Source organism: Oceanobacillus polygoni, assembly GCF_008304605.1.
Lineage (GTDB): Bacteria > Bacillota > Bacilli > Bacillales > Amphibacillaceae > Oceanobacillus > Oceanobacillus polygoni.
This window is the reverse complement of the sequence record NZ_PIJY01000024.1, coordinates 237,027-260,436: the sequence shown is the minus strand read 5'-3', so window position 1 is coordinate 260,436 and position 23,410 is coordinate 237,027. Positions and strand designations below refer to the sequence as shown.

Annotated in this window: 21 protein-coding genes; 6 read left to right on the top strand and 15 right to left on the bottom strand. The window is 38.0% G+C overall.

Features of this window, described 5'->3' with window-relative positions:
• Position 1: 1 nt before the first annotated feature.
• The 3 genes from addB to F1560_RS10420 form a co-directional block, all read right to left on the bottom strand.
• Positions 2–3,481: a helicase-exonuclease AddAB subunit AddB gene (addB, locus tag F1560_RS10430; protein WP_149474556.1), complete on the bottom strand. Its 3,480-nt coding sequence runs from the start codon at positions 3,479–3,481 to the stop codon at positions 2–4.
• 104 nt (positions 3,482–3,585) lie between these two features.
• Positions 3,586–4,143: a signal peptidase I gene (gene lepB / locus F1560_RS10425; protein WP_149474555.1), complete on the bottom strand. Its 558-nt coding sequence runs from the start codon at positions 4,141–4,143 to the stop codon at positions 3,586–3,588.
• A gap of 53 nt (positions 4,144–4,196) precedes the next feature.
• The gene (locus F1560_RS10420) at positions 4,197–4,853 is read right to left on the bottom strand and encodes a TVP38/TMEM64 family protein (protein ID WP_149474554.1); all 657 of its coding nucleotides are present in this window, start codon (positions 4,851–4,853) and stop codon (positions 4,197–4,199) included.
• Between the two features lie 222 nt (positions 4,854–5,075).
• Between F1560_RS10420 and F1560_RS10415 the strand changes: the two genes are divergently transcribed.
• Positions 5,076–5,465 carry a YhjD family protein gene (locus F1560_RS10415; RefSeq protein WP_149474553.1) on the top strand — a complete coding sequence of 130 codons (390 nt, stop codon included), beginning with the start codon at positions 5,076–5,078 and terminating at the stop codon, positions 5,463–5,465.
• Here F1560_RS10415 and F1560_RS10410 read toward each other — a convergent pair.
• From F1560_RS10410 to F1560_RS10400, 3 genes are all read right to left on the bottom strand, one after another.
• Positions 5,413–5,931 (bottom strand): competence protein ComK, encoded by a 519-nt coding sequence (locus F1560_RS10410; RefSeq protein WP_149474552.1) that lies wholly within the window; start codon positions 5,929–5,931, stop codon positions 5,413–5,415. The genes F1560_RS10415 and F1560_RS10410 overlap by 53 nt on opposite strands.
• Positions 5,932–6,103: 172 nt before the next feature.
• Positions 6,104–7,099: a lipoate--protein ligase gene (gene lplA, locus F1560_RS10405; protein WP_149474551.1), complete on the bottom strand. Its 996-nt coding sequence runs from the start codon at positions 7,097–7,099 to the stop codon at positions 6,104–6,106.
• 79 nt (positions 7,100–7,178) lie between these two features.
• A complete protein-coding gene (locus tag F1560_RS10400) occupies positions 7,179–7,910 on the bottom strand; it encodes an MBL fold metallo-hydrolase (RefSeq protein WP_149474550.1) in 732 nt (243 codons plus the stop codon).
• Between the two features lie 111 nt (positions 7,911–8,021).
• Here F1560_RS10400 and yhfH point away from each other — a divergent pair, with 111 nt between their 5' ends.
• The 3 genes from yhfH to F1560_RS10385 all read left to right on the top strand — a co-directional run bounded on the left by yhfH (position 8,022) and on the right by F1560_RS10385 (position 10,966).
• On the top strand, positions 8,022–8,153 hold the full coding sequence (gene yhfH / locus F1560_RS10395; protein WP_149474549.1) for a protein YhfH: 132 nt from the start codon (positions 8,022–8,024) through the stop codon (positions 8,151–8,153).
• Between the two features lie 218 nt (positions 8,154–8,371).
• Positions 8,372–10,186: an oligoendopeptidase F gene (gene pepF, locus F1560_RS10390; RefSeq protein WP_420874415.1), complete on the top strand. Its 1,815-nt coding sequence runs from the start codon at positions 8,372–8,374 to the stop codon at positions 10,184–10,186.
• Positions 10,187–10,339: 153 nt separating this feature from the next.
• Positions 10,340–10,966, top strand: coding sequence for a GyrI-like domain-containing protein (locus F1560_RS10385; protein WP_149474547.1), 627 nt, complete (start codon positions 10,340–10,342; stop codon positions 10,964–10,966).
• Positions 10,967–11,201: 235 nt separating this feature from the next.
• On the opposite strand, the gene hemY is transcribed toward F1560_RS10385, so the two are convergent.
• The 4 genes from hemY to F1560_RS10365 all read right to left on the bottom strand — a co-directional run bounded on the left by hemY (position 11,202) and on the right by F1560_RS10365 (position 17,171).
• Positions 11,202–12,608 (bottom strand): protoporphyrinogen oxidase, encoded by a 1,407-nt coding sequence (gene hemY, locus F1560_RS10380; RefSeq protein ID WP_149474546.1) that lies wholly within the window; start codon positions 12,606–12,608, stop codon positions 11,202–11,204.
• The gene (hemH, locus tag F1560_RS10375; RefSeq protein WP_149474545.1) at positions 12,608–13,543 is read right to left on the bottom strand and encodes a ferrochelatase; all 936 of its coding nucleotides are present in this window, start codon (positions 13,541–13,543) and stop codon (positions 12,608–12,610) included. Before hemH ends, hemY begins: the two co-directional genes overlap by 1 nt.
• Before the next feature lie 297 nt (positions 13,544–13,840).
• Complete coding sequence (gene hemE, locus F1560_RS10370) at positions 13,841–14,875, bottom strand: uroporphyrinogen decarboxylase (RefSeq protein WP_149474544.1); 1,035 nt, start codon at positions 14,873–14,875, stop codon at positions 13,841–13,843.
• A 124-nt stretch (positions 14,876–14,999) separates the two neighbouring features.
• Positions 15,000–17,171 carry a transglycosylase domain-containing protein gene (locus F1560_RS10365; RefSeq protein ID WP_149474543.1) on the bottom strand — a complete coding sequence of 724 codons (2,172 nt, stop codon included), beginning with the start codon at positions 17,169–17,171 and terminating at the stop codon, positions 15,000–15,002.
• 161 nt (positions 17,172–17,332) lie between these two features.
• On the opposite strand from F1560_RS10365, the gene F1560_RS10360 reads away from it, so the two are divergent.
• Entirely contained in the window at positions 17,333–17,833 is a 501-nt protein-coding gene (locus tag F1560_RS10360) for an antibiotic biosynthesis monooxygenase family protein (protein ID WP_149474542.1), read from the top strand.
• A 40-nt stretch (positions 17,834–17,873) separates the two neighbouring features.
• Here the strand turns inward: F1560_RS10360 and F1560_RS10355 are convergent, their stop codons facing one another.
• Positions 17,874–18,239, bottom strand: a complete 366-nt coding sequence (locus F1560_RS10355) for a YbaN family protein (protein ID WP_245347622.1) — start codon at positions 18,237–18,239, stop codon at positions 17,874–17,876.
• 269 nt (positions 18,240–18,508) lie between these two features.
• On the opposite strand from F1560_RS10355, the gene F1560_RS10350 reads away from it, so the two are divergent.
• Positions 18,509–20,275: a beta/alpha barrel domain-containing protein gene (locus F1560_RS10350; protein ID WP_149474541.1), complete on the top strand. Its 1,767-nt coding sequence runs from the start codon at positions 18,509–18,511 to the stop codon at positions 20,273–20,275.
• A gap of 186 nt (positions 20,276–20,461) precedes the next feature.
• Here the strand turns inward: F1560_RS10350 and F1560_RS10345 are convergent, their stop codons facing one another.
• From F1560_RS10345 to F1560_RS10330, 4 genes are all read right to left on the bottom strand, one after another.
• A complete protein-coding gene (locus F1560_RS10345) occupies positions 20,462–20,941 on the bottom strand; it encodes a thioredoxin family protein (RefSeq protein WP_149474540.1) in 480 nt (159 codons plus the stop codon).
• Between the two features lie 3 nt (positions 20,942–20,944).
• Entirely contained in the window at positions 20,945–21,379 is a 435-nt protein-coding gene (locus tag F1560_RS10340) for a disulfide oxidoreductase (RefSeq protein ID WP_149474539.1), read from the bottom strand.
• Positions 21,380–21,691: 312 nt separating this feature from the next.
• Complete coding sequence (locus F1560_RS10335; protein ID WP_149474538.1) at positions 21,692–22,318, bottom strand: response regulator transcription factor; 627 nt, start codon at positions 22,316–22,318, stop codon at positions 21,692–21,694.
• Between the two features lie 39 nt (positions 22,319–22,357).
• Positions 22,358–23,410, bottom strand: a complete 1,053-nt coding sequence (locus F1560_RS10330) for a sensor histidine kinase (protein WP_149474537.1) — start codon at positions 23,408–23,410, stop codon at positions 22,358–22,360.

Genomic DNA, 23,410 nt, shown 5'->3' with positions numbered 1-23,410 from the left:
TTCACTCCTCTCTCAGCTTTTCAAGAATGTCCTCTTCCTTTATCTCTTTAAGCTTTCGATAATTATTTTCTTCTAATTCAGGATCAAATTGACAAACCGAATGAAACGGACAATACGTACATGCAATCTGCTCTTTATGCTGGTATGGATTTAAATCCACACCACCGGATGTCATATCAATCCCTGCCTGTCGCATTAATTGATGAATATGATGTTGTAAGCTTGAAAACGTTTCTTGATCCGCAATTTTCGAGTAGCCATAAAACCCACCATTTTTTTTAATGCCAGCGGGTACAATTTGGCTAGATCCAGTTTCTAGCGACTTATCCATCATTTTTACAATTTCCTCATTAGAAAGCAGCAACCCTTGCATTTTGTACTTTTTAAAGATTTCTTCACTAATTTGATCATCGTTCATTTTTTGTTTACTTGAAATCATTGGATTATGGACATGGAAATAAAGAACACCCGCTGGGCTCGCTTTCGTTCCAAGCCACTGTTCCGAATGCGTTAAGACGACATCTAAATAGGCAAGCATCTGTAATGCAATTCCATAATAAACCTCCATTAGATTTAAGCCTTTTGCACTTGATTTATAATCAATGATCCTCAAATATAAGTTATCTTCATTCAAAGCTTTATCGACACGATCAATTCTTCCGCGAAGTAAAAGCTCATACCCATTTGGCAGTTGCATCGTTAATGGAGGGAGCTTTTCCTTGTCACCGAAGCCAAGTTCTAATCCTACCGGTGAAAAGTTACTCTGCCTTGCTTGTTCACTTAAAATGTAAGCGGCTCTTGCGATAACCTCCTGCAGCTTCTGCTGAATATATTTATACCGATTCGAACTGTGAAGAATTTGATGCTGTAAAATAGGTGCAAGATTAAAAACGGCCCGTTCTGCATACCCATTTGCATCTTTTTTCGTTAACTGTGCAAAGTCCTTCCCTTCGCCCTGAATCCAATCGGTAATTATTTTTAATGCCTCATGGAAAAGCTGACCAATATCTGGCGCATCTAATTTATACGTCTTCCGCTCATCTAGCTTCAAGCTATACTTCGCAAAATGCTGATACGAGCATCGATAATATGTTTCCAGTCTACTTACACTTGCCTTCACTTGTTTCGGATAAAGCTCTTCCACTGTATCTTTCGCTAGATTACTAGGTCTGTTTTCATAGTATAGACTTTGCAATATCATATAGGTTGTGCTAAATTTCGGTTGGTGTTCTACATACCAGTTAAACACTTCCCACCAGACAGGCTGTATTGGATAGCCTTTCTGATTTCTTGCCAATTGGGCGGTCAATGCAGACCTCGTTTTTACCGGTGTTGTAATAAAACGTTCTGCATCTGCTAATTCATCCGGATCCTGAAGCAACAGATGATCAGAGCAAACCGGAAACAAATCTTCGATACGCTTAATAAGCTGGGATGGCATTTTTGCCTTCCCTTCCTCATCACTCAATGGATAACTAATTATCAGCCTGTCTTGTGCAGCTGTAAACGCAATATACATATAGAACCAATCATCCAATAATTGACGTTTACCGCTTTCTGCCAACTTCATGCCATTTTCCGCTAAGAGTGTTCTTTCTTCTTCATTAATCATGCCATCAGCCGGTGGCTTCATCGGCCAAATACCATCGTTTACACCGAGAAGAAATGCACACTGCACTCCACTTAATCGCGAACGATCAACCGTCCCTACGATAACATGATCCATACTTGGAGGAACATGGGCAAATTTAAGTGTTTCAAAGCCAGCATCAAGTGTCGAACGAAATGGACTTAATTTCATTGGTTCTTCGCCAGCCATTTCTACCATTTCATCAAATAATTGAATCACCGCTGCCCAGACCTGCTCCTGCTCTCTTCCTTTTTCGTTTTCGCCATGCTCATCATAGTAGGATCGCATTTCTTCCAAACGCTCCGGGACATCAATCTTTTCAAGCAATAAATAGGTTGTCTCACATAACTCTCTTACTGTAGTTGCTTTTCTTATCTGTTCATCAAATGGCTTTAATGCATGTACAATTTGCGCCCGATAGGCATTAATTCTCTCCTGCGTTTGTTTTTCCATATCGGTTTGTACCTTATTTTCAAAACCACGGAATCGTTGAAACTTCCATTCCTCATCACTAAACCAACGCTCTCGTGAGCGAATTCCATATTCTAATACGTAATTCTCTAACTCATCGATTGCATCATTTGTTAAGGGGGATTTCGAATTCGATGCTTGAATAAATCCTGTTTTTAAAACACGGAAAACAGCATCATATCGCCAGTTACCTTCGACGATATCAAGCATGGAACGAATAAATTCAATCAAAGCATGATTCAGCATCGTCCTTTTTTCATCGATAAATACCGGGATATCATGGTCATCAAAAATCGTTTGAATTAAATCATGATAGACATCTGTTTGCCTAATAAAAATAGCAATATCTTGAAAACGGTACTTTTCCTCTCGAACAAGACGCAATATCTCTTGTGCCGCTCCTTCGACCTCTGCACGCGGATGTACTGCTTCTGCTATCTGAATTGGCACTTCCCCAAGAAATTCAGGTGAAGGTCTAACATCAAAATGTTGCTCCAAATGCGCAAAATACGGGCGATTACGGAACCTGCCATTAGCTGGATCCATAACGACCGTTTCATCAATCATCACCCCGTTCTCATATGCGATTTGCTTTAGGATATGATACGTTTCCGACGTTTGATGAAACAAGTCAAGCTCAGAGATTGTTTCATTCGGATTATCAACGGCAAGCGTAATCGTAACCGAATGACATTGCTTCATTAACGCTTCGACAACAACGAGCTCATTTGGGGTAAAGCTATGGAACCCATCGATGTAGATTTCTGCATCCTGTAAAATCGATGATTCTTCTATTTTTTCCGCTAATAGCTGTAATTGATCTTCCCCATCCATGTAATGATCCTTTAATGCACTGTTTAGCCTTTCGTAAATATATACTAAGTCATCAAGCTTATTCATTAAAGCTACCTCACCAGGTGCTTTATGTACAAATTGGTTCATATGTTCCATTTGCATGTGTAAAATCTCTGGCGTAATCTGATAGCGTTTAAATTCCGTAATCATTTGCTCCAATTGGTTCAAGAAGCCTTGCTTTTCCATTGCTTTTTGAAAAACCTGCCATTCTCCCTGTTTCTCTTCAATAATTTTGCGAAGCATCATTTGCAGTCCAATGGAGCTAATAAATTGTCTTGTACCTCCACCCGTTTCTTGCAATATCCGCCATGCGAGTCGAGAAAAGCTGACTACTTGTGCCCGGATACTTCCCTTTATATGTTCATCATTAAATAATGCAAATTCCTGTTGAAATGTCATTTGATCTGGAACAATATAGAAAATGGGAGAACCTTGAGGGTTTGCTAACAATTTCTCTTTGATTTCATCTAATGTTCTTCCGCTTTTTCCCGTACCAGACCTTCCCATAATAAATCGTAATCCCATCTGCGTTAGCCCTCCTAAAAATCCTGTAAAAGTGCGAATTTAAACACCCTCTAAATAAAATAGAGCTCCTACCTATTTTACCAAAGATAGAAGCTCCAATATAGCTATTTGCCAAAACTAAGCTTTGTCTGGGAGAGTGGCCAGTATTTAATATCTACCTTACCAACAAGCTGATCCATTGATATAAATCCAAATGCGCGACTGTCATAGCTATCACCACGATTATCTCCCATAACAAACAGCTGGCCTTCGGGAACTACCTTCTCCCCAGTTGTTTCAGTAAGTGTAAAATTCTTTGTATATGGATGATTGTCACTCGCTTGCACATAGCCATCCACCTGCAAGAATTCCTCTGAGATATATTCACCATTAATGTACAGCTTATCGTTCGTATACTCAATTTCATCACCTGGCAAACCAATGACTCGTTTCACATAATCATCTTCTTCATTCGCATGAAATACAATCACATCAAAACGACCTACATCTCGTAAATTATATATAACTTTATTCACAATTAATAAATTGCCATCATATAACGTTGGCTGCATCGATTCACCATCTACAACATAACTTGCAAAGATGCTGGACCTGAGAATTACCGCAAATAAAACTGCAAGTATGACCAAAGGAACGAGTCTGCGATAATTAATTTTTTTCATCTTCATCTTCCTCCAGGTTATTATATTCCTATAATACCCTAGAGGACGCCCTTTTAATCTTTCTTCCTATTTGGATAAGCCTTTTCCACAACTCTTTTTTGTAATTTCTGTTCCAGATATTTCCCTAACATCCAAAAGAGGAAAATGCCAATACCAACGACAATCGTCCGAACTGGATTCTTTGCGAATTCCATAATGCTGGAGCCAACATAGGATATCGAAAAAATCATAACCGCTTTCCCTAGAAAGACGGCAAGAATAAATTGGTGTGTACTTACTTTTGATAGCCCTGCCACAACATTAATAATAGCTGATGGTGAAAACGGAAAACAAAGCAGGAGAAACAGCGGGCCGAATCCGTGCCTTTCTACCCATGCAGTAATTCGCTTTACCTGATTGTTTTTACGAATTTTTAAAAACAGTTTTGTATTACCAAGCCTTCTAATAACGATAAATACAACAACTGCCCCACTGCTAGCACCAATCCAAGAGAACAAAAATCCTTCCAACAATCCATATGCTGCTGCATTACCCAATACAAAAACAATTAACGGTAAAAAGGGCAAAAAAGCTTCTATAAACGGGAGTAGTATTCCCGGCAATGGTCCTAAACCTTCATATTGTCTCAATAGTTGCTGTATAAAATCTTCTAGCCCTTCTGTTTCAAGAACGTTTTTCCAATTAGAAAAATTGATGTTTGACAAGTACATGTAGTCTAATTCTCCTCGTTAACATAAGCAATTTTCGATTATAAATACAAGTATCTCATTATATATTCTAAAGTAAACAATGAAAAATGCATAATTTTAAATAGTAATTTAGCCACTTTCTTTTTATGATGTAATTATTTTTATTTTAGTAGTGTAATGCCTTAAACTTTAGCATATAATAAATACAGAACTTATGTTCCTATTTCAGAGGAGGGTATCGATATGCGCTATCTCTCAGACGAAGAATTAGAACTGGGCACTCGCTTTCTTTTTTTATCAATGGCAATGGTTGTCATTAGACAAGATATGGATCATATTCAGAGTGGCGCCTTTAAAATTAAAGAAACTTATATGAAGCTCTTAACGAAGATGGAAGAAAAAGCAGCCGATGAACGAAGAGCCTTACGTATAGCAATGAAACAGAAGAGAATGCAGGTAATTACATTAAATAAAAACGATTCGTTTTCTTCGTTTCTTTTTATTTGCCAAAGTCGAGAAGAAAAACGAAATTATTTCAATCCTGCGATTCGCAAAAAAGTGGAAGCTATTCTAGATGAACTCATGATGAAGTCTCTGGAACAGTCCCAGGCTGAAACTGCTGGAAGAGTCTAATTCGATGGTCTAATAAGTAACGGAATTGTGCAGTGCGCTGCAATTGATTCATAATTGACCCATATGATGAATCAATGACAATCTTTCTACCATTTGTAAATTGAATTTCGGTGTGCTTGGCCGCAGCTTTATTTACTTTATCAATATGTGAATGTGCAATCCATGAACATTTTCGATTGCTAGGTGAAGTAGTTGGGAAAAAGTACATTCCACTTGAAGGATCAATGGAGATTGGTGCTTTATGGGTGATTCCGCTAATATCCTTGGTCCCGTCCTGCCTGCCTTTCAGACTAGAACCGAAGAAGCGACATGCATTGTCAATGATTTTTGTCGGGGAGTGATCAACCACATATTCCGCATCCTCCTCTATTACACGTGTAACTGCATCACCATTTACATCACGTAAAGATAAGACTGCCATTGTAACTGGGGTTACTTCATGAGAGGTAAAATAATAATTTTCCATAAATGCAATTCTTCCTTTCTAAAAAATAAAAAGAAAGTGGCTCAAGAACTAATTTACCATATTTATGTGAGTAATAATAGCCAAAAACAAAATTTTAAGAAAAATTAACTTAAGTCATAACAAATCCCACCCAACAAACTTATATGGGCGGGATTTTTATACTTTATTTTATTTAATAGAGCAAATTGATAAAGTCTTCTTTAGAAATTCTGCCAAGGTAGTGAGATACATCGAAATCTGCTAATGCAGCTTCAATCGCTCTTCGCTCATGGCGAACTCCTTTTAATTTATCTTCAAGCTCTTTTACATTTCCAATGCCAAAGAAATCACCATAAATTTTACAGTTTTCAACGATTCCTTTTTTAACATCCAAGCGGATATCCACAAGTCCAGCATCGAATTTATACGACTCCTGAACATTAAATGCTGGAGATTTCCCATAGTTCCATTCCCACTGCTGGTAACGTTTTTTTGAAATTTCTTGAATTTTTTCCCAGTCTTCTTCTGTCAACACATACTGTGGAACATCCTTTACATCCTCTACATCAAAAACATTTTTCAAGATGATCTCTTTAAATTGTTCCATCGTAATTGGTTCGTCAAGAAACTCTGCAACATTGGCAACACGACTGCGAATCGATTTAATGCCTTTTGATTCAATTTTTATCTTTTTAACCTTCAATGCTTTTGTTAGCTCTTCTAGCTCAGAGTCTAGCATTAATGTTCCATGACTGAACATACGTCCTTTTGTTGAGAACATCGCATTCCCGGAAATTTTTCGTCCTTCTACAGCTAAATCATTCCGCCCTTGTATTTCTGCTGGAACGCCTAATTTATTCAATGCATCAACCATCGGCTTCGTAAATTTAGCAAAGTTTTGAAAGCTGTTACCATCATCCTTTGTTATAAAGCTGAAATTAAGGTTTTGTTCATCATGATAAACAGCACCACCACCAGAAAGACGGCGCACAACTTTAATTCCTTTATCATCAACGTAGTCTGTATTTATTTCTTCAATCGTATTTTGGTTTCGACCAATAATAATAGACGGTTTATTTACATAAAATAATAAATATGTATCCTTCTCACCAAAGTTTTCAAGTATATATTCTTCAATAGCCAAGTTAACCATTGGATCTGTAATCCCTTTATTATCAATAAATTTCATTTACCGTTTCCTCCTTTATTCTCTATCATTAATTTTAATCGAAAGAATCAAAGGAATCAACGGATATCGCTTATCATGACTAGCTTTGCCAAATTGCTCCTTCTTCCGCTAACCTTACATTTCCCTTATAATGTTTTTTCGCTTCTATCACTAATTGATGAATATCGCCATATTGCGGTAAGTGACTAAGCATCAATGTGTCTACTCCTGCAGCCTCTGCTATTCTCGCACCTTCTTCACTATTCATATGACCTGCTTTGGTTCCATCTTGGCCAGCATAATAATTACAATCAACAATCAATAAATCTGCACCTTGTGCAAAATCCTTCCATTCTTCCTTATAGCTTGTATCTGCTGTATAGACAATTACAGATTCGCCATCCGAAATTCGCATTCCGTAGCACGGAACTGGATGAACCGTTTCAAAAAATTGAATCGTAAATGGCCCCAGTTTCAGTTCTTCTTTCGGGTTATATGGCATAGCTTTTGTATATTCATGGGTTAACGTTTGAAAACTCGCTTGATCCGCTGTATGCCCATAAATCGGCAGCCTTTTATTTGCGCCTTTAACATAGTATTCAATGAGCTTTGCATACTGAAGCACACCAAGATCAGCAATATGATCATGATGATAATGTGAAATGATAACTGCATCCAGATCAGAAACTGCTTTGTATTTCTGAAGTTTAGATAGTGCCCCACTCCCAACATCGATTAACAGCAAAAAACCTTCTTTTTCAAGTAAATAAGATGATGTTGCTCCATCCCTTGCCGGGTAACCACCCCAGCAACCAATAACCGTTAATTTCATAAAAAAACACTCCTGTTATAAAATTTGTTGTAACACAGTATTGACAAACAACATATTGTTATATTACAATAAGTCTAACATCAAATACGTTAATATTAAAGGAGGATACACATGACTAGTATTGTTGAGTTTTTCAGAAACCTGCCTAGAAAGAAGTGCAAGCAATGTGGTGAAGATATGATTCACGAGAAAGCTGACTGCTATGGTAATATCTGTGATGAGTGTGACCACCCAGCAAGATAACTGCAATACGTCATTTATTTTATTAATGTGTATAACCTAAATAAAGCACTTTATCCCAACTGTACTACAACAAGTTTTTTCTTACAGCTATTATTATAGCTGTATTTTTTTTGCCTGGATAGGAAATAGATTGAACTTATATCAGAAAGTTCTATTATTAACCCCCATTTTATATTATAATTTATTTAGAGTTACGAAATATATAGCAAAGGAGCTTAATGATGACAATTCATACAGTAACCAAAAATCGTTCAGACGTGCCAGAGGAGCAAAAATGGAACTTAGCTGATTTATTTTCTTCTCATGCTGCTTGGGATCATGAGCTTATGAAGTTACAGGAAGATGTTACAGAAATTACAGCCTATAAAGGTAGGTTAGGCTCTGATTCTAATACGTTACTACAAGCATTGAAAGCGTTGGAAGCATTCCAGCAAAGGCTGACGCATGTTTCTGTTTATGCAATGCTTCGTTCCAGTGCAGATGGATCAGATCCCGATAACCAGCGAGACTCTGCAAAAGTAGCTGCAGCGACGGCTTCTATTCAAGCCAAACTGGCTTTTTTCCAATCCGAACTATTGACGCTTTCGGATGCTACGATCAATCAATTTCTTAGTGAACAGTCTGAGTTAACAGCCTATAAGAAAATGCTCGAGGATTTAATGGATGTAAAACCTTATACACTTTCCCCAGAGATTGAAGAGACATTAGCAGCACTAAGCGAAGTACATAATGCACCATATATGATTTATCAGCGTAGTAAGGCTGCAGATATGCAATTCGACTCGATTAAAAATGAGGACAATGTCGACTTGCCTATGTCTGCTGCTCTCTACGAAGACCGTTATGAATTTACAGCAGACACCAATACTCGACGCGCAGCATATGAATCCTTCATAAAAGCATTCGATCAATATAAGAATACATTTGCTGCAACCTATGCAACAGAAGTGACAAAACAGGTTACAATGTCTAAACTTCGTGGTTACAACTCTGTAACAGATATGCTCTTAGCACCACAGCAAGTAACAGAGGAAATGTATCACAACCAGTTAGATGTTATTCAACAAGAACTGGCACCACATATGCGCAAGTATGCAAAATTAAAGAAAGAAAAACTCAAGCTTGATGAAATGCAATATTGTGATTTAAAAGCGCCGCTTGATCCAACGTTCAACCCAAAAACAACATATGAAGACGCAACAGCAACCATTATCGAAGCGCTGCAGGTGATGGGACCTGAATATACGGAAATTATGAAAGAAGGAATTTCCAACCGCTGGATCGATCGCTCTGATAATGTCGGTAAAGCCAACGGAGCATTTTGTTCCAGTCCATATGGCGTTCATCCATATATCCTAATTACATGGACAGATACAATGCGAGGCGCATTCGTATTGGCACATGAGCTTGGCCATGCGGGCCATTTTTATCTAGCTGGCAAGAATCAATCCCTTGTCAATACACGTCCATCTACGTATTTCATTGAAGCCCCATCTACTTTAAATGAGCTGCTACTGGCAGAACATCTGATGAAAAACAATGATGATAAGCGCATGAAACGATGGGTGATCAGCCAATTGCTTGGAACCTATTATCATAACTTTGTGACGCATCTATTAGAGGGGGAATTTCAGCGCCGTGTCTACACACTGGCTGAGCAAGGTGTTCCCCTTACAGCAAACGTACTTTGCAAGGTGAAAAAAGAAACACTCGAAGCTTTCTGGGGAAATGAGGTCGTATTTGATGAAGGTGCCGGGTTAACCTGGATGCGCCAGCCACATTATTATATGGGACTTTATCCATACACCTACTCAGCGGGACTTACTGTTTCCACAGCAATTGCAGAAAAAATTAAAACAGAAGGAAAACCAGCTATTGATCGTTGGTTAGATGTATTAAAAGCTGGTGGAACGAAAAAGCCACTCGAACTAATTAAGCAAGCTGGAGTTGATATGTCTAATCCAGATGCGATTCATGTTGCTGTTAACTATGTAGGGTCACTTGTAGATGAATTGGTGAAAACCTACGAATGATATTTGCTATCTGCTTGGCAAGCCAATAAGCTAGAGCATTGGAGTAATGCTCCCTTCGCAATTTGGGATAGTGTTGGAATCTTGTATTCTAACCCTATCCCTTTTATAATTTAGAATAGTAAAGTCAATCCATTAATTAGAGGATGATAGTAAATGAAATATGAGTGGAGAAAAAAGGAAAAGGATTTATATATACCAAAACAACAACCTGAAATAGTCACCGTTCCGAAACAGCATTTTTTTATGATTCAAGGCCAGGGTAACCCGAATGATGAGGAATTTTCTAATAGAATACATGTCCTTTACTCGTTAGCATATGCTGTGCGAATGATGCCAAAACAAGGACATACTCCTGAAGGTTATTTCGAATATACAGTCTATCCATTAGAAGGTATATGGGATTTGACAGAGAAAGGCAGACAGCTAGATACCCTGAATAAGGATGAACTGTTATATACCATTATGATTAAACAACCAGCATTTGTAACAGAAGAAGTTGTGGAGAGAGCAATTGAACATGTACGAAAGAAGAAAGACCACCCTTTGCTAGATGAGGTGATTTTCGATTCGATTGAAGAAGGTTTGTCTGTGCAAATGCTTCACGTCGGACCATATGATGATGAACCAAAAACATTTCAGGAGATGGATAAATTTGTAGCTAGCAATCAGCTTGAAAGGGTATCTTTAACACATAAAGAAATTTATCTATCCGACTTTCGAAGAGTAGAGGCATCCAAGCTTAAAACCGTTCTTCGTTACAAGGTAAAACCAAAGGCATAATTGTTTAGTAGGTGATCCAGATAATTGCTGATCATCTACTTTTTGTTTTTCCTCGGATTAAATTGCTCGATTCTTACATGTCATGTCGAATATCAGCCTATTTAGTGTGAACATCAGCTTTTTGCATCCAAATATTAGTCGTTTCACTTTAATGATCAGTATTTCCCCAAGAAAAGCATTTTCCTACACAAACAAAAAAGCTCCAGACCAACAATTGTCTAGAGCTTCAAAACTATTATTTATTTAAAAATGCAAGCACTTCTTCCGCACTATTACGTCCATGTCCAATGCAATCTGGTATTCCAACACCATCATAGGAGCTTCCTGTTAAAAATAAACCTGGCAATTCACGTGCTGCATTTGCACGAATTTCTGCAACGCGTTCCAAATGTCCAACATGGTATTGTGGTCTAGCTTCTTTAAACCGCGTAATAATACTAAATTCGGGCTTTGCTTTTATTTTCATCGTTTTATTCATATCTCGTAAAACGATATCTGTAATCTCTTCATCTGATAAATTCACAATATCTTGATCATCGGGTTTTCCAACATACAGGCGGAATAGCGCCTTGCCTTCCGGTGTCGTATTCGGCCATTTACGATGTGTCCACGTACAAGCGGTAATTCGATACTTTTCACTTCGACTAACGAGAAATCCTGTTCCATCGATATCTTTTTTTATCGCTGATTGATCAAATCCAAGGACAACATTTGCAGTTGATGTTGCTGGAATGTCATACAATTTTTTAAGGAAATCGTATTGTGAAAGCATCTTTGGAACTTTATTATGTGGCGCTGTCATAATCACCGCATCTGCACGATATACTTCTCCATTACTTAATAACAAATGATAGCCATGTTCCTTCTTCTCAATGTGATCGACTGCAGTATTCATACGTACCGTTCCATCTGCTAATTTTTCTTCAAGTCGTTCGATTAATGTCTCAAGTCCATTTTCAAAGGAGAAAAACATTCCTTGCGTCTTCTTCTCTTTTGCTTTTTTTGTTGGTTTCGACATTGTTTTTTGCAAACCTTTGATTAAGCTGCCATGTTCCTGCTCCAACCGATGGAACATAGGATAGGTGGCTTGTAAGCTCATTTGATCAATATCACCAGAATGAATTCCAGAAAGCAGCGGATCAATCTGATAATCAACAAGTTCATTCCCAAAACGATGGCGCATCAATGTACCAACCGATTGATCATCTATTTCTTTACTTTTTGGTAAAACTAAATCCCAAAGTGCTCGTAGCTTCCCTTTCAGTGAAAATACATTCGATGCGAGCAGTGGTTTTAATTCCTTTGGCACTCCCATAAAAGCACCTTTAGGCATTTTATGTAATTTGTTTTTTACTAAAATATAAGATTGCCCTGTACCATTGTAAACGATTTCTTCTTCTAGACCAAGCTCTTTTGCAAGCCCCATCGCCTCTGGTTTTCTTGCTAACAAAGAATCCGGCCCACGTTCGATCGTAAAACCGTCCTTTTTAATCGTATGAATTCGCCCTCCAAGACGATCGCTTGCTTCAACCAATTGCACTTCAACAGCCAATTGACTTGCCTTAATTTGTTTTTGCAAATAATAGGCGGCGGATAAACCAGTTATCCCGCCACCTACAATCGCAATTTTTTTACGCTCCATCACACTTCACTCTTTACTTTGCTCAAGATAACTTTCGCTAGTGAAGCGATAAAGTCAGGATGAACATTTGGCATGTCTGGACGGTAATAGGATACTCCTAATTCATCACAAACTACTTTACACTCATAATCATTGTCATATAATACTTCCAAGTGGTCGGCAATAAAACCAACTGGTGCATAGACAAAAGCTTGATAGCCTTCTTGATTATATAAGTCTCGTGTAAGATCTTGTACATCTGGACCTAACCATGGATCTGGCGTATTCCCTTCACTTTGCCAACCTAGAGCATAATGTTTAACTCCAGCAGCTTCTACAATTAAATCTGCTGTCTCTTGAAGCTGCTCTGGATATGGATCCCCATGTTGTAAAATCTTCTCTGGAAGACTATGTGCCGAAACAATAAGAACTGCTTTTTCACGCTCTTCCTCAGACATTTCATTATAAACCTTGTTAATTCCATCAACCCAGAATTGGATAAATCCAGGTTCTTTATACCAGCTTTCAACAGCATCAATGGAAATGCCATGCTTTTTAGCTTCAGTTGCTGCGCGATCATTATAAGATTTCACACTAAACGTTGAATAGTGTGGTGCTAACACAATAGAAACAGCTTCCTCAATGCCATCCTTCGCCATCTCTTGTACTGCATCTTCAATAAAAGGTGAAATATGCTTTAATCCAATATACGCTTTAAATTCATACTCATTTTGTGATTCATTTAACTTCGTTTCAATAGCCTGTGCCTGATCCTCGGTAATTTTTGCTAATGGAGAAGTACCACCAATTGCCTTATAGCGGTCTTTCAAATCTTGAAGTGCTTCTGGCTCTGGCTTTCTTCCATGGCGAATATGTGTGTAATACGGTTCGATTTCTTCCTCCTTCGTTGGAGTACCATATGCCATTACTAATAATCCCATTTTCTTCTTTTCCATTTTTATTGCACCTCTTTGTGAAAATTTAAAGTGTGAGTTCAAAAGGAGGATGAAAAGGACCGAGAAGTTCGAGGCGGCGTGGCTTTGAGCAGACGTACTTGCACGCAGGAAAAGCGATTTTCTTTTCCTAGGAACGGAACGTATGCATTTAATACGTGAGTAGCGCAAAGCAAGCCAACGAGCTTCCACAGGATGTGGTGACTTCGACGTTCGACACAGGACGTGTCGGTAGTTAGTCGAAGGTCTACTGTTCTCGATGCGTCATTTTCACCGGACTTTTTGAACAACCTCTTGTATCTATTTTTGTGTATAAGAATGAATAAGCGCTGTTAACTTTTTCAATGTTTCTGGTTTTATATCAGGGGTAACTCCGTGTCCAAGATTAAACACGTGCTTCCCATGTTGCATTCCTTCATCTAGAATTGCCTTCGTCCGTCTTTCAATCGTTTCCCAGTCTGTTAGTAAAATGGTCGGATCCAAGTTCCCTTGTACAACCTTCGTTACACCCATTTCACGTGCTTCAGCAATAGACGTGCGCCAATCCAGACCAACAACGTCAACAGGGAGATCATTCCACTCTAATAGTAAGTGACGTGCTCCAACGCCAAACGTAATCAATGGTACGTTATGCTTTTTGAGCTCTGAAAATATTCTCGTCATTACCGGCTTAATAAATACACGATAATCCGCAGCATTTAATGAACCTACCCATGAGTCAAAAATTTGAACTGCTTTTACACCAGCTTTTACTTGTGCATCCACATACGTAATAATCATATCTGCGAGCTTATCCATTAAAGCAAACCAAGCTTCCGGCTCACGATACATCAAGCTTTTTGTTTTGCTGTAATTCTTTGATGGGCCACCTTCTATCATATAGCTCGCTAATGTAAACGGTGCACCACTGAATCCAATCAAAGGTACATCAAGCTGTTCCTCTGTTAAAATACGAATCGTATCAAGTACATAAGGAATATCTGCTTCCGGATTTAATTCACCAAGTTTTTCGATGTCTCTAATATTCCTGATTGGATTGTCAATCACTGGTCCAATTCCAGCTTTAATTTCCACATCGACACCAATTGCTGGTAATGGCGTCATAATATCTTTGTATAAGATTGCTGCATCGACCCCATAATTTTCAACAGGGAGCCTTGTTACATAGGCACATAATTCAGGCTGATGTGTAATTTCAAACAAAGAATATTTCTCTTTCAGTTTCCGATACTCTGGTTGAGAACGTCCTGCCTGTCTCATAAACCAAGCTGGTGTATAATCCGTTTTTTCCCCTTTATAAGCTTTTAAAATCGTATCATTGATTCGTTTCGACATAATTTTTTCACCCTTTTAACATACTGTACGTTAATCCTCTACTATCTCCATACCTAACTATAGCGATTACATCCCTTACTGTATAGTAACGGTGGCTGATTGTCATCAATTTGTCTAATTTAATTCACCAATTGAGTTCCACTACTTCAGATCTGCCACCTTCCAATTTAGTCAAGGGATCATATGCTACAACATAATACGCATTGCCACGAAACAGTGCATGATTAATGACATATTCTGTTTCTCCTTGCACCTCATCAATACGCTTATCGATTCCTGTTTTTTCCTGATAAATTCGGTAATGCACACGGTCATCATCCGACCCTTGCCATGAAAGCTTTCCTTGTACCAACGAAAATCCTCCGAATTGATATTCTGCACGAAGGTTCATAATTTGCGGGATCTTGATTGGCTTCGGCAATTCAGTCACATCATCTGGTTTCGTAAATGCTGCTGCCAATGCTCCCCCAGTCTGTTTATCAACCTCTGTCAATATTGATTTCGTTAATCTTGTTGGATAAGAACTACCACCTGTTAAATAATGATCCTTATCTGATTTATCATACCCAATCCACGTAGCTGTAACATATTCTGGTGTATATCCAACGAACCAAGCATCTTTGGATTGTCCCTCAACATGTGGGTGCTGGGTCGTACCTGTTTTTCCCGCTAAGGCTTTTGAATAATCACCAGCAGCTGCTGTCCCATTATTAACGGTCTCCATTAGCATTTCTGTCATATTCCATGCAACTTGCGGACTAAAAACCGGTGTCGATACAGCTCCCTCTTCGTGTATTATTTCATTATTTCGATCAAAAATGCGATTAATCGTTGTTGCTTCTACAATATTTCCTCCTGCAGAAAATGAACGGTAGCTCTCCGCGAGCTGAAGCGGCGTAACCCCTTCCGTTAAACCACCTAGGGCAATCGATAACCCTTCATCCTCAATCGGCATTCCTAATTGTTCTAGATACCCTTTTGCATAGTCAACGCCAATTTGGTCAAGGAGCCATACGGTAGATGTATTTTTTGAGCTTATTAAAGCTTCATAAATAGTAACTGCATTTGTGTACGTTCCATCCGAATTTGACACCATATATTTATCCATTTGTTGATCTGGCAAAAGTGTAAAAGGTGTATATTTTTCCTCTTGCATGAGCGCCGGTCCATATACTGCAACTGGTTTGAAGGTTGACCCTGGCTGACGCTTTACTACCGTTCGATTTAAATCACCAAGCTGATAATTTCTACCACCGATAACAGAAACAACATTTCCAGTTTCACCTTCCATCATGACAAAGGCACCTTCCACTCCGTCTGTATTCCCCGGGAAAAATTCATCATGTTGAAACTGCTCGTAAGCAATTTTTTGGATCGTACTATCCATGTTAACGACAATTCGGTATCCACCACGTTTTAACGCATCAACGGAAAGCTGATGTTCACCGGCAGCTTCTTTCATCACAAGATCAATATAGCTATCTGTCCAAGATTTAGCTTCTTTTTCCTGTACTTCCAAGCCTAATGTTTTCTCTTGCTCTGCAATCCTTGTCTCCGCTGAAATGTATCCTGCATTTTCCATCGCCTGTAAAACAACATTTCTTCTATTCAGCGCTTTGTCTGGATGGTTAATTGGTGAATATCCATTCGGCGCTTTGGCAAGTCCAGCAAGCATCGCACTCTCTGCAATTGTCAAATCACCAACCGACTTCGAGAAGAAATAGTTTGAAGCCACTTCTACTCCATATAAACCATGGCCAAAATAAATTTCATTCATATATAACTCTAGGATTTGATCCTTCGTTAATTCTTTTTCTAAATAAACAGCGACCATTGCTTCCTTTATTTTTCGTGTCCATGTTTTATCATTATATAAAAATAAGTTCTTCGCTAACTGCTGAGTGATCGTACTTGCACCCTCTACCTTGCTCATCGCTATAATGTCTTTGTAGACTGCCCGTGCAATTGATTTCATATCGATCCCTGCGTGGTCATAAAAGCGTCTATCTTCAATAGCAACATAAGCTTGCTGCAGGTGCTCTGGTATTTGATCAATAGGGGTATAAATGCGATTTTCATTGTATAACGTCCCGATTACTTCTCCATCCTGCGTTTCAATGATAGTCGTTTCATCCAATACCATACCTGCTTGGTTAACGATAAGCTTTCCACCAAATAAAGCAGCACCATATCCTAGAAGGCCAATTCCAATTAGAAATACAGTCATAAATAAGAATACTTTTAACCTACGCCGAATTGTTAGTCGTCGCTTTTCTTTTTTTATGATTTTCCGCATATGTTCACCTCTACACAATTACAGTATTTATTATACGACATTTTTCGTCAAGTCTAAAGAATATACTCCCTATTAGTTAATAATAATTTTAATATACGTTTTGTGTAATCGTTGCCATAAAAGGGAAGTATGATAATATAAAAAGATAAGGGGGTTGTTACATGAAAGCATATATGACGAATGGAACAATTGAATTTCTTTTAAAGCTACGTAAGAAAAATCCAGAAATAGACCTTCACCTCATGCATAGCAGTGAAGGAGGAATTGCTTACTATGAAAATCATGAAAAGAAACTATTTCAATCTGGAAGAGAATATGAAGTTTTAATGCAAACAGGAGAAATTCTGGAGGAAGGTTTTGTTGTCATGAACAACATTCCTGTTTCTGATGAAAGTAAGCCCGGTTTTGAATATCGATTCAAACACCGAACAAATTCGGTTGAAGGGATGCCCGGCTTTCAAGCCTTTCGCTTACTTAAGCCGTTGAAAAATAATACGTATGTTGTCTTCACCCAATGGAAGTCTGCTGAGGACTTCGAAAACTGGAAGGAATCAGAACAGTTTAAAGAAGCTCATAAAAACCAGGCTGCTAAAAAGCCAGCAAATATTCTCGAGCAAGCCTTTTTAACGGTTTGCAATATGTATACAGAGGAAGAGCAATAAAAAGCAAAAATGCTCGGGATTCATTCCTCGAGCATTTTTCTTACAATAATTTTGCTTCTTCTGGTGTGATTGTCTTTATTTTCTTAATGAAATAATAGTGCTTGTAGAACATAAGTATAATTAAGACAATCCGCACTACTAGAATATCCACATAAAATACCGAAAATAAAATACAAGCATCAGCAATCAAGTTTATCCGAATTTTTTCCTTCTTTGTCATGCCACGGTTTTCTTTGATTCGAACGACATATTTTTCATAAAACATGGTGCTCTTAAACCAGTTCTCAATACGCTTCGAGCTTTTCCCAAAACAAAACGCGGAGAATAGAAAAAACGGTCCACCTGGCAAGACCGGTAACACCGTTCCAGCAACACCAATACCAAAGGATATAAGCCCCAGAAGCATGAAAAGCCCACTTCTTATATTTTTAATGGTAATCACCTTACCTTAGATGAGTTTGGCAGTACTAAAATAGTACGCAATTTAGGAGTATTAAATCATATTAATTATTACGTTTTACTACAAAAATAGCAACTTAATTCTCATTTGAAAATTCTATTTTATCATCGAACAGTCTATTTTCCCATACTCAGATACTTAAACACTAGGTTTCTTTCTTTTCCAAACACATAGATGCTACAATGAAGTAAAAGACAGCCGGAAGGAGGGATATCGTGCCAGACTGGTCTTATCATGGTATTTTTCGTCCTCTACTAAATAGATTACCGCCAAACGTCTCAAGAGAGCTTATACATCGTGGAATGAGCTTCATCGCCACGCTTCCACTCCAAATCGGCCCACAATTGATTCATTTTCTGGGCAGGGAAGAAAGTTCTCCACTCATCCATCAGAAGAAGCATGCATTAAACTTCAACAGCCCAGTTGGATTATCTGGCAAAATCGACCCGCTTCTTTCTGGAACAAAAGCCTTTACCAACTTAGGCTTTGGTTTTCTAGAAATTGGACCTGTCGCAGTAAAGCCATCAAAGCATTTCTCGACTCCAACAGTTGATAAAAAGATAGAAGTAATTCAGTTTCCTACTAAAGTGGAATCCATTGGTATTGAAAAAACGATTAATCAATTACATAAGGTAAAAAAGAAGCAACCTATATTCGTTAGGCTTATCGGGACTCGTGAGAACTTAAGCAAGATGATAAAAAGGTTTGAGCAGTACGCTGATGGTTATATTATCGAAGCCTCGTATCCGGAACTAATCAGTGAAACGAATAAGCCGATATTCTTCTCAACCGCTTCTCCAAGTGAGAATCTAGTAGATAGTCCATTTGCTGGTATTGTGTTGGAACACGCGGAAAAAGATGTTCAGTTCCTTGAAAAAGTGATCAACTTAAGAAAAAATGGTTTTCAAGGCACGATTATAACTACAGGTGGAATTAAAGAACCAGAACAAGCATTACAGTTGCTAGATGCTGGGGCTGATTTCATTATGCTATCAGATGGATATGTATTTGCTGGTCCCGGATTAACCAAACGAATCAACGAAGCCCTCCTAGATCGTTTAAATTACAATCCAACACACCAACATGGGTGGTTGGCCTACTGGTTGTTCGGTTTATTTATTATGATAGGAGGACTACTGGCACTTCTTTTTAGCATGACGACTGTAGTCCTCCCCTATGATGAGCTGTTTTTAGAAATGACAGGCGAGTCCATAATGACCTTCAATGAGCGGATTATGTTATTTATGGCACATGACCGTATGACACTCGCTGGTACCATGATATCCGGTGGAATTGTTTACATGCAATTAGCCAAACACGGTGTGAAACATGGATTAAAATGGGCAAAACAAGCATTTGATATTGCTGCAATTATTGGTTTTCTTGGTATTTTTTCTTTTATTGGCTTTGGCTATTTCGACTGGCTACATCTTATTTTTTGGCTGATTTTGCTTCCTGTTTATGTATATGGATATAGGAAAACAAAGGGAGTCACTGGCACAGCATCCTCTAAAAACAGAAAAAATGATGTCATCTTTAAAAGAGGGGTGTTTGGGCAACTAGCATTTGTATTATTAGGTTTTTCTTTTGTATTAGGCGGCATTATTATTTCCATTATTGGAATGACAACCATTTTTGTCCCAACTGATTTAGCTTATATCTGTATGCCTGCTGAAATGATGAATGCGTTTAACGAGAATCTGCTTCCTGTTTTAGCACATGATCGTGCTGGATTTGGTAGTGCGTTATTAAGCGTTGGTTTGTTAGTATTGACGCTCTCCTTATGGGGATTTCAACAAGGGAATCGTTGGGTATGGTGGACTTACTTAATTGGAGGCTTGCCAGCATTTTGGGCGGGAATCTATATTCACTTTGCAATTGGCTATACGAATTTTATTCATTTATTACCTGCATATGTTGCGCTTGGACTATATATTATTGGATTAATTCTTACCTATCCGTTTTTTATCAAAGCGAAGTAACAGCGCTAAAGATACTCGGTACGAGCCTAGCACTTGTTCACTTTCATTATAGCGCTATTATAGAATGAACAAAGTGGTTCGCAGCCTTCTCATCTTTTGGATTTCACCAAAAGTTTAGGTTAATCATAAAAAAAGTAGTGGCTTCATTAACGAATCCACTACTTCCCTTACTTGCTTCAAAATCATTTAATTAGCAACATATTCATTAAAGAAAGCTTCGTAACCCTCTTCAGGATACTGACCAACTAATCGAGCAACCTCTTCCCCATCTTCAAAATGAATCAATGTTGGAGTTGATTCAATCTGGTACGCATTGCCTTCCTGACCAAACTCTAATAAATTAAATTTCTTCATATCGACATCCATATCCTCAGCTAATGGTGCAAGATATGGTGTTGTATTTTGACAATAAATACAAGTTGGGCTGTAAAAGTAAACCGTTACAGGATCCCCATTCTGAATCGTTTCACTTAGCTCATCAGGAAGAATTTGGTTTTGATATAATGGATCACCTAGCTGATCAATTGTAGCCTGATCTAAATCGTTTGTTCCATATGGATTATCATTGTTATTTAATGCTTGATTATTTTTATAATCAAGGACGAAGAATAGAGCAATAAATAATACAACAATTACTCCAATAATAACTATCATTTTCTTTCCCATTCTTTATTTCCTCCTTTGTTCCCTTAATAGCATAAGGTGTAGAACGATGATTACCGTAAATGCTACACCAGCTAAGAACGGTATTGTTATAAAACCAAAGTAATTGACATAAACAGCATTACATGGAACTGGACCTGTACATGCTCCGCCCAATTCATGCATGGCAGGTACTTTTTGCAGCATGTAGTGATAAATTGAAATTGGCAACCCGATGAGGCTCAAAATTAACCCTGGCAATGCAATCGAGATATCCTTCTTAATTGCTGCAGCCCCATAAATAACGACAAGTGGATACATTAGAATTCTTTGGTACCAGCACATTTCACATGGAACATACCCCATTACTTCTGAATAAAACAAACTTCCTGTCGTTGCTACAAATGCTTGTACCCAAATGAACAACAATAAATTCTCAGCTTTTTTAGTCATCTGTCGCATATTCGAGTATTCCTCTCTACTTTTTATACATTTGTATTATACAAATGCTTGTCATGAAACACAATAAAACAGTCTTGCTTATAACTTACAATTTGACAAATTATTGAACAATCGCCAAAGAAATCTAACTCCTACTCTATTTATATTGTTGATTATCTATCAATATTATGATCTATAATGGATTGGCATATCGTGTCAAGAGGTGTGAGATGGTGACTTATTTCGGTGTTTGGAGAGTGAGAGGAGTGAATTTCTTTACACTTCAAGCCACTTAAAAATAACATGCGTTTTAAGTGGCTTTCGGCCAATTGGTTATAATAATTGATTACGATGGACATAGACAGCGGCTTGCGTACGATCGTTCACGTCCAATTTCGATAAAATATTGCTAACATGGGTTTTCACTGTTTTGATTCCGATGTAAAGCTTGTCACTAATTTCTTGGTTGGTCATCCCATTCCCAATGCAGAGCAGTACCTCCATTTCACGTTCTGTTAATTCATCGTGAGGCTTTTTTGCTTCAACACGGAAATTAGACATCATTTTCCCAGCAACTCTCGGTTCAATTACATTTTCACCATTAGCTGCTTTTTTAATAGCGGCAGCAATCTCAGGAGCAGAAGATGTTTTTAAAATATAACTAAAGGCACCAGCTTCAATGGCTGGAAAGATTTGTTCATCATCATAATAGCTCGTCAAAATGATAATTTTACAAGTTGAGTATTTCTCCATAATTTGTTTTGTTGCTTCAATCCCAGTTCCGTTATCCATAATTAGATCCATTAATACAACATCTGGCTTTAATTCAAGAACAAGATCTGCTCCGGTATTCCCACTGGATGCTTGACCAACGATTTCAATATCACCTTCCGTCTGTAAATAGGCAATAATTCCTTTTCGCACAATTTCATGATCATCAACAACTACAACACGTACCATTTTTCATTCCTCCTAATAAACAGCCCAAGCTATTTCCTACTAACATGGAATCCGAATATCAATATATGTTCCTTCATCTGGAATAGAACGAATTACAAATGTTCCACCTAACTCTTCACTTCGCTCCCGCATGGTTTTTAAGCCATAGGAGGTCTTTTTTTCTGCATCATTGACTACATCAAACCCTTTGCCATCGTCTTGGATATGAACAAATAATTCTTTTGACTTTTTAAAAATATCGACATGTACTTTATTCGCATTCGCATGTCTTAAAATATTTGATAAAGACTCCTGAACAATCCGAAATACATGCTCTTCAATTGCTTCACTCAGCTTTAGCTCTTCTTTGATCGACACTTTAAAATCAATTGAACTCTTTTGCTTTAATTCTTCAATTAATTTATGTATTCCTTTTTCCAAAGTATCTCCCGATAAATGAACCGGTCTTAAATGGAGTAAAAGCGCTCGCATTTCGGTCTGTGCTTGCAACGCCGCAGTAGCAACTTCTTTCATTTGCTTTTTCGCTAATACCGGATTTTTTTCAAATTGCTTGATTGATGCCTCTGAAATCATCGTTAAGGCAAAAAGCTGCTGGCTGACAGCATCGTGCAGGTCTCTAGCAATCCGCTGTCTTTCTTCAATGACAGCCGCTTTATGTGCAGATTTCGCAAAATCGGCCTTTTCATCCGCCATCCGTTGTAATGATTTTACTTGATTCTGCAATTTATTTCCGAGCTCATTTAAATCCTTCGCTATTCTCGTAATCTCATCTTCTTGATCCATAGATTTTGGGAATTGAATCGATGAATCATAGTTTCCATTTGAAAATTGCGTAATTAAAAGCGAAATACTATCCAACTTTGTTTTTAATATATTCCCAATATCTTTAAACCCGGTGTATAAGGAGATAATAAAGGCAATGAGTGCGTAGAGAATCGTAAACAAAAAGATACCCTGTACAGACAGCCATTCCGGTTCAACTAAAACATAAACCGATAACAAAATTGTAAGAAGCAAGATAGACGTTAAAAACATATTGTACAAATGGGAACGGATGAGTATATAACGAATACTTGAAAACCTATTTTTCAT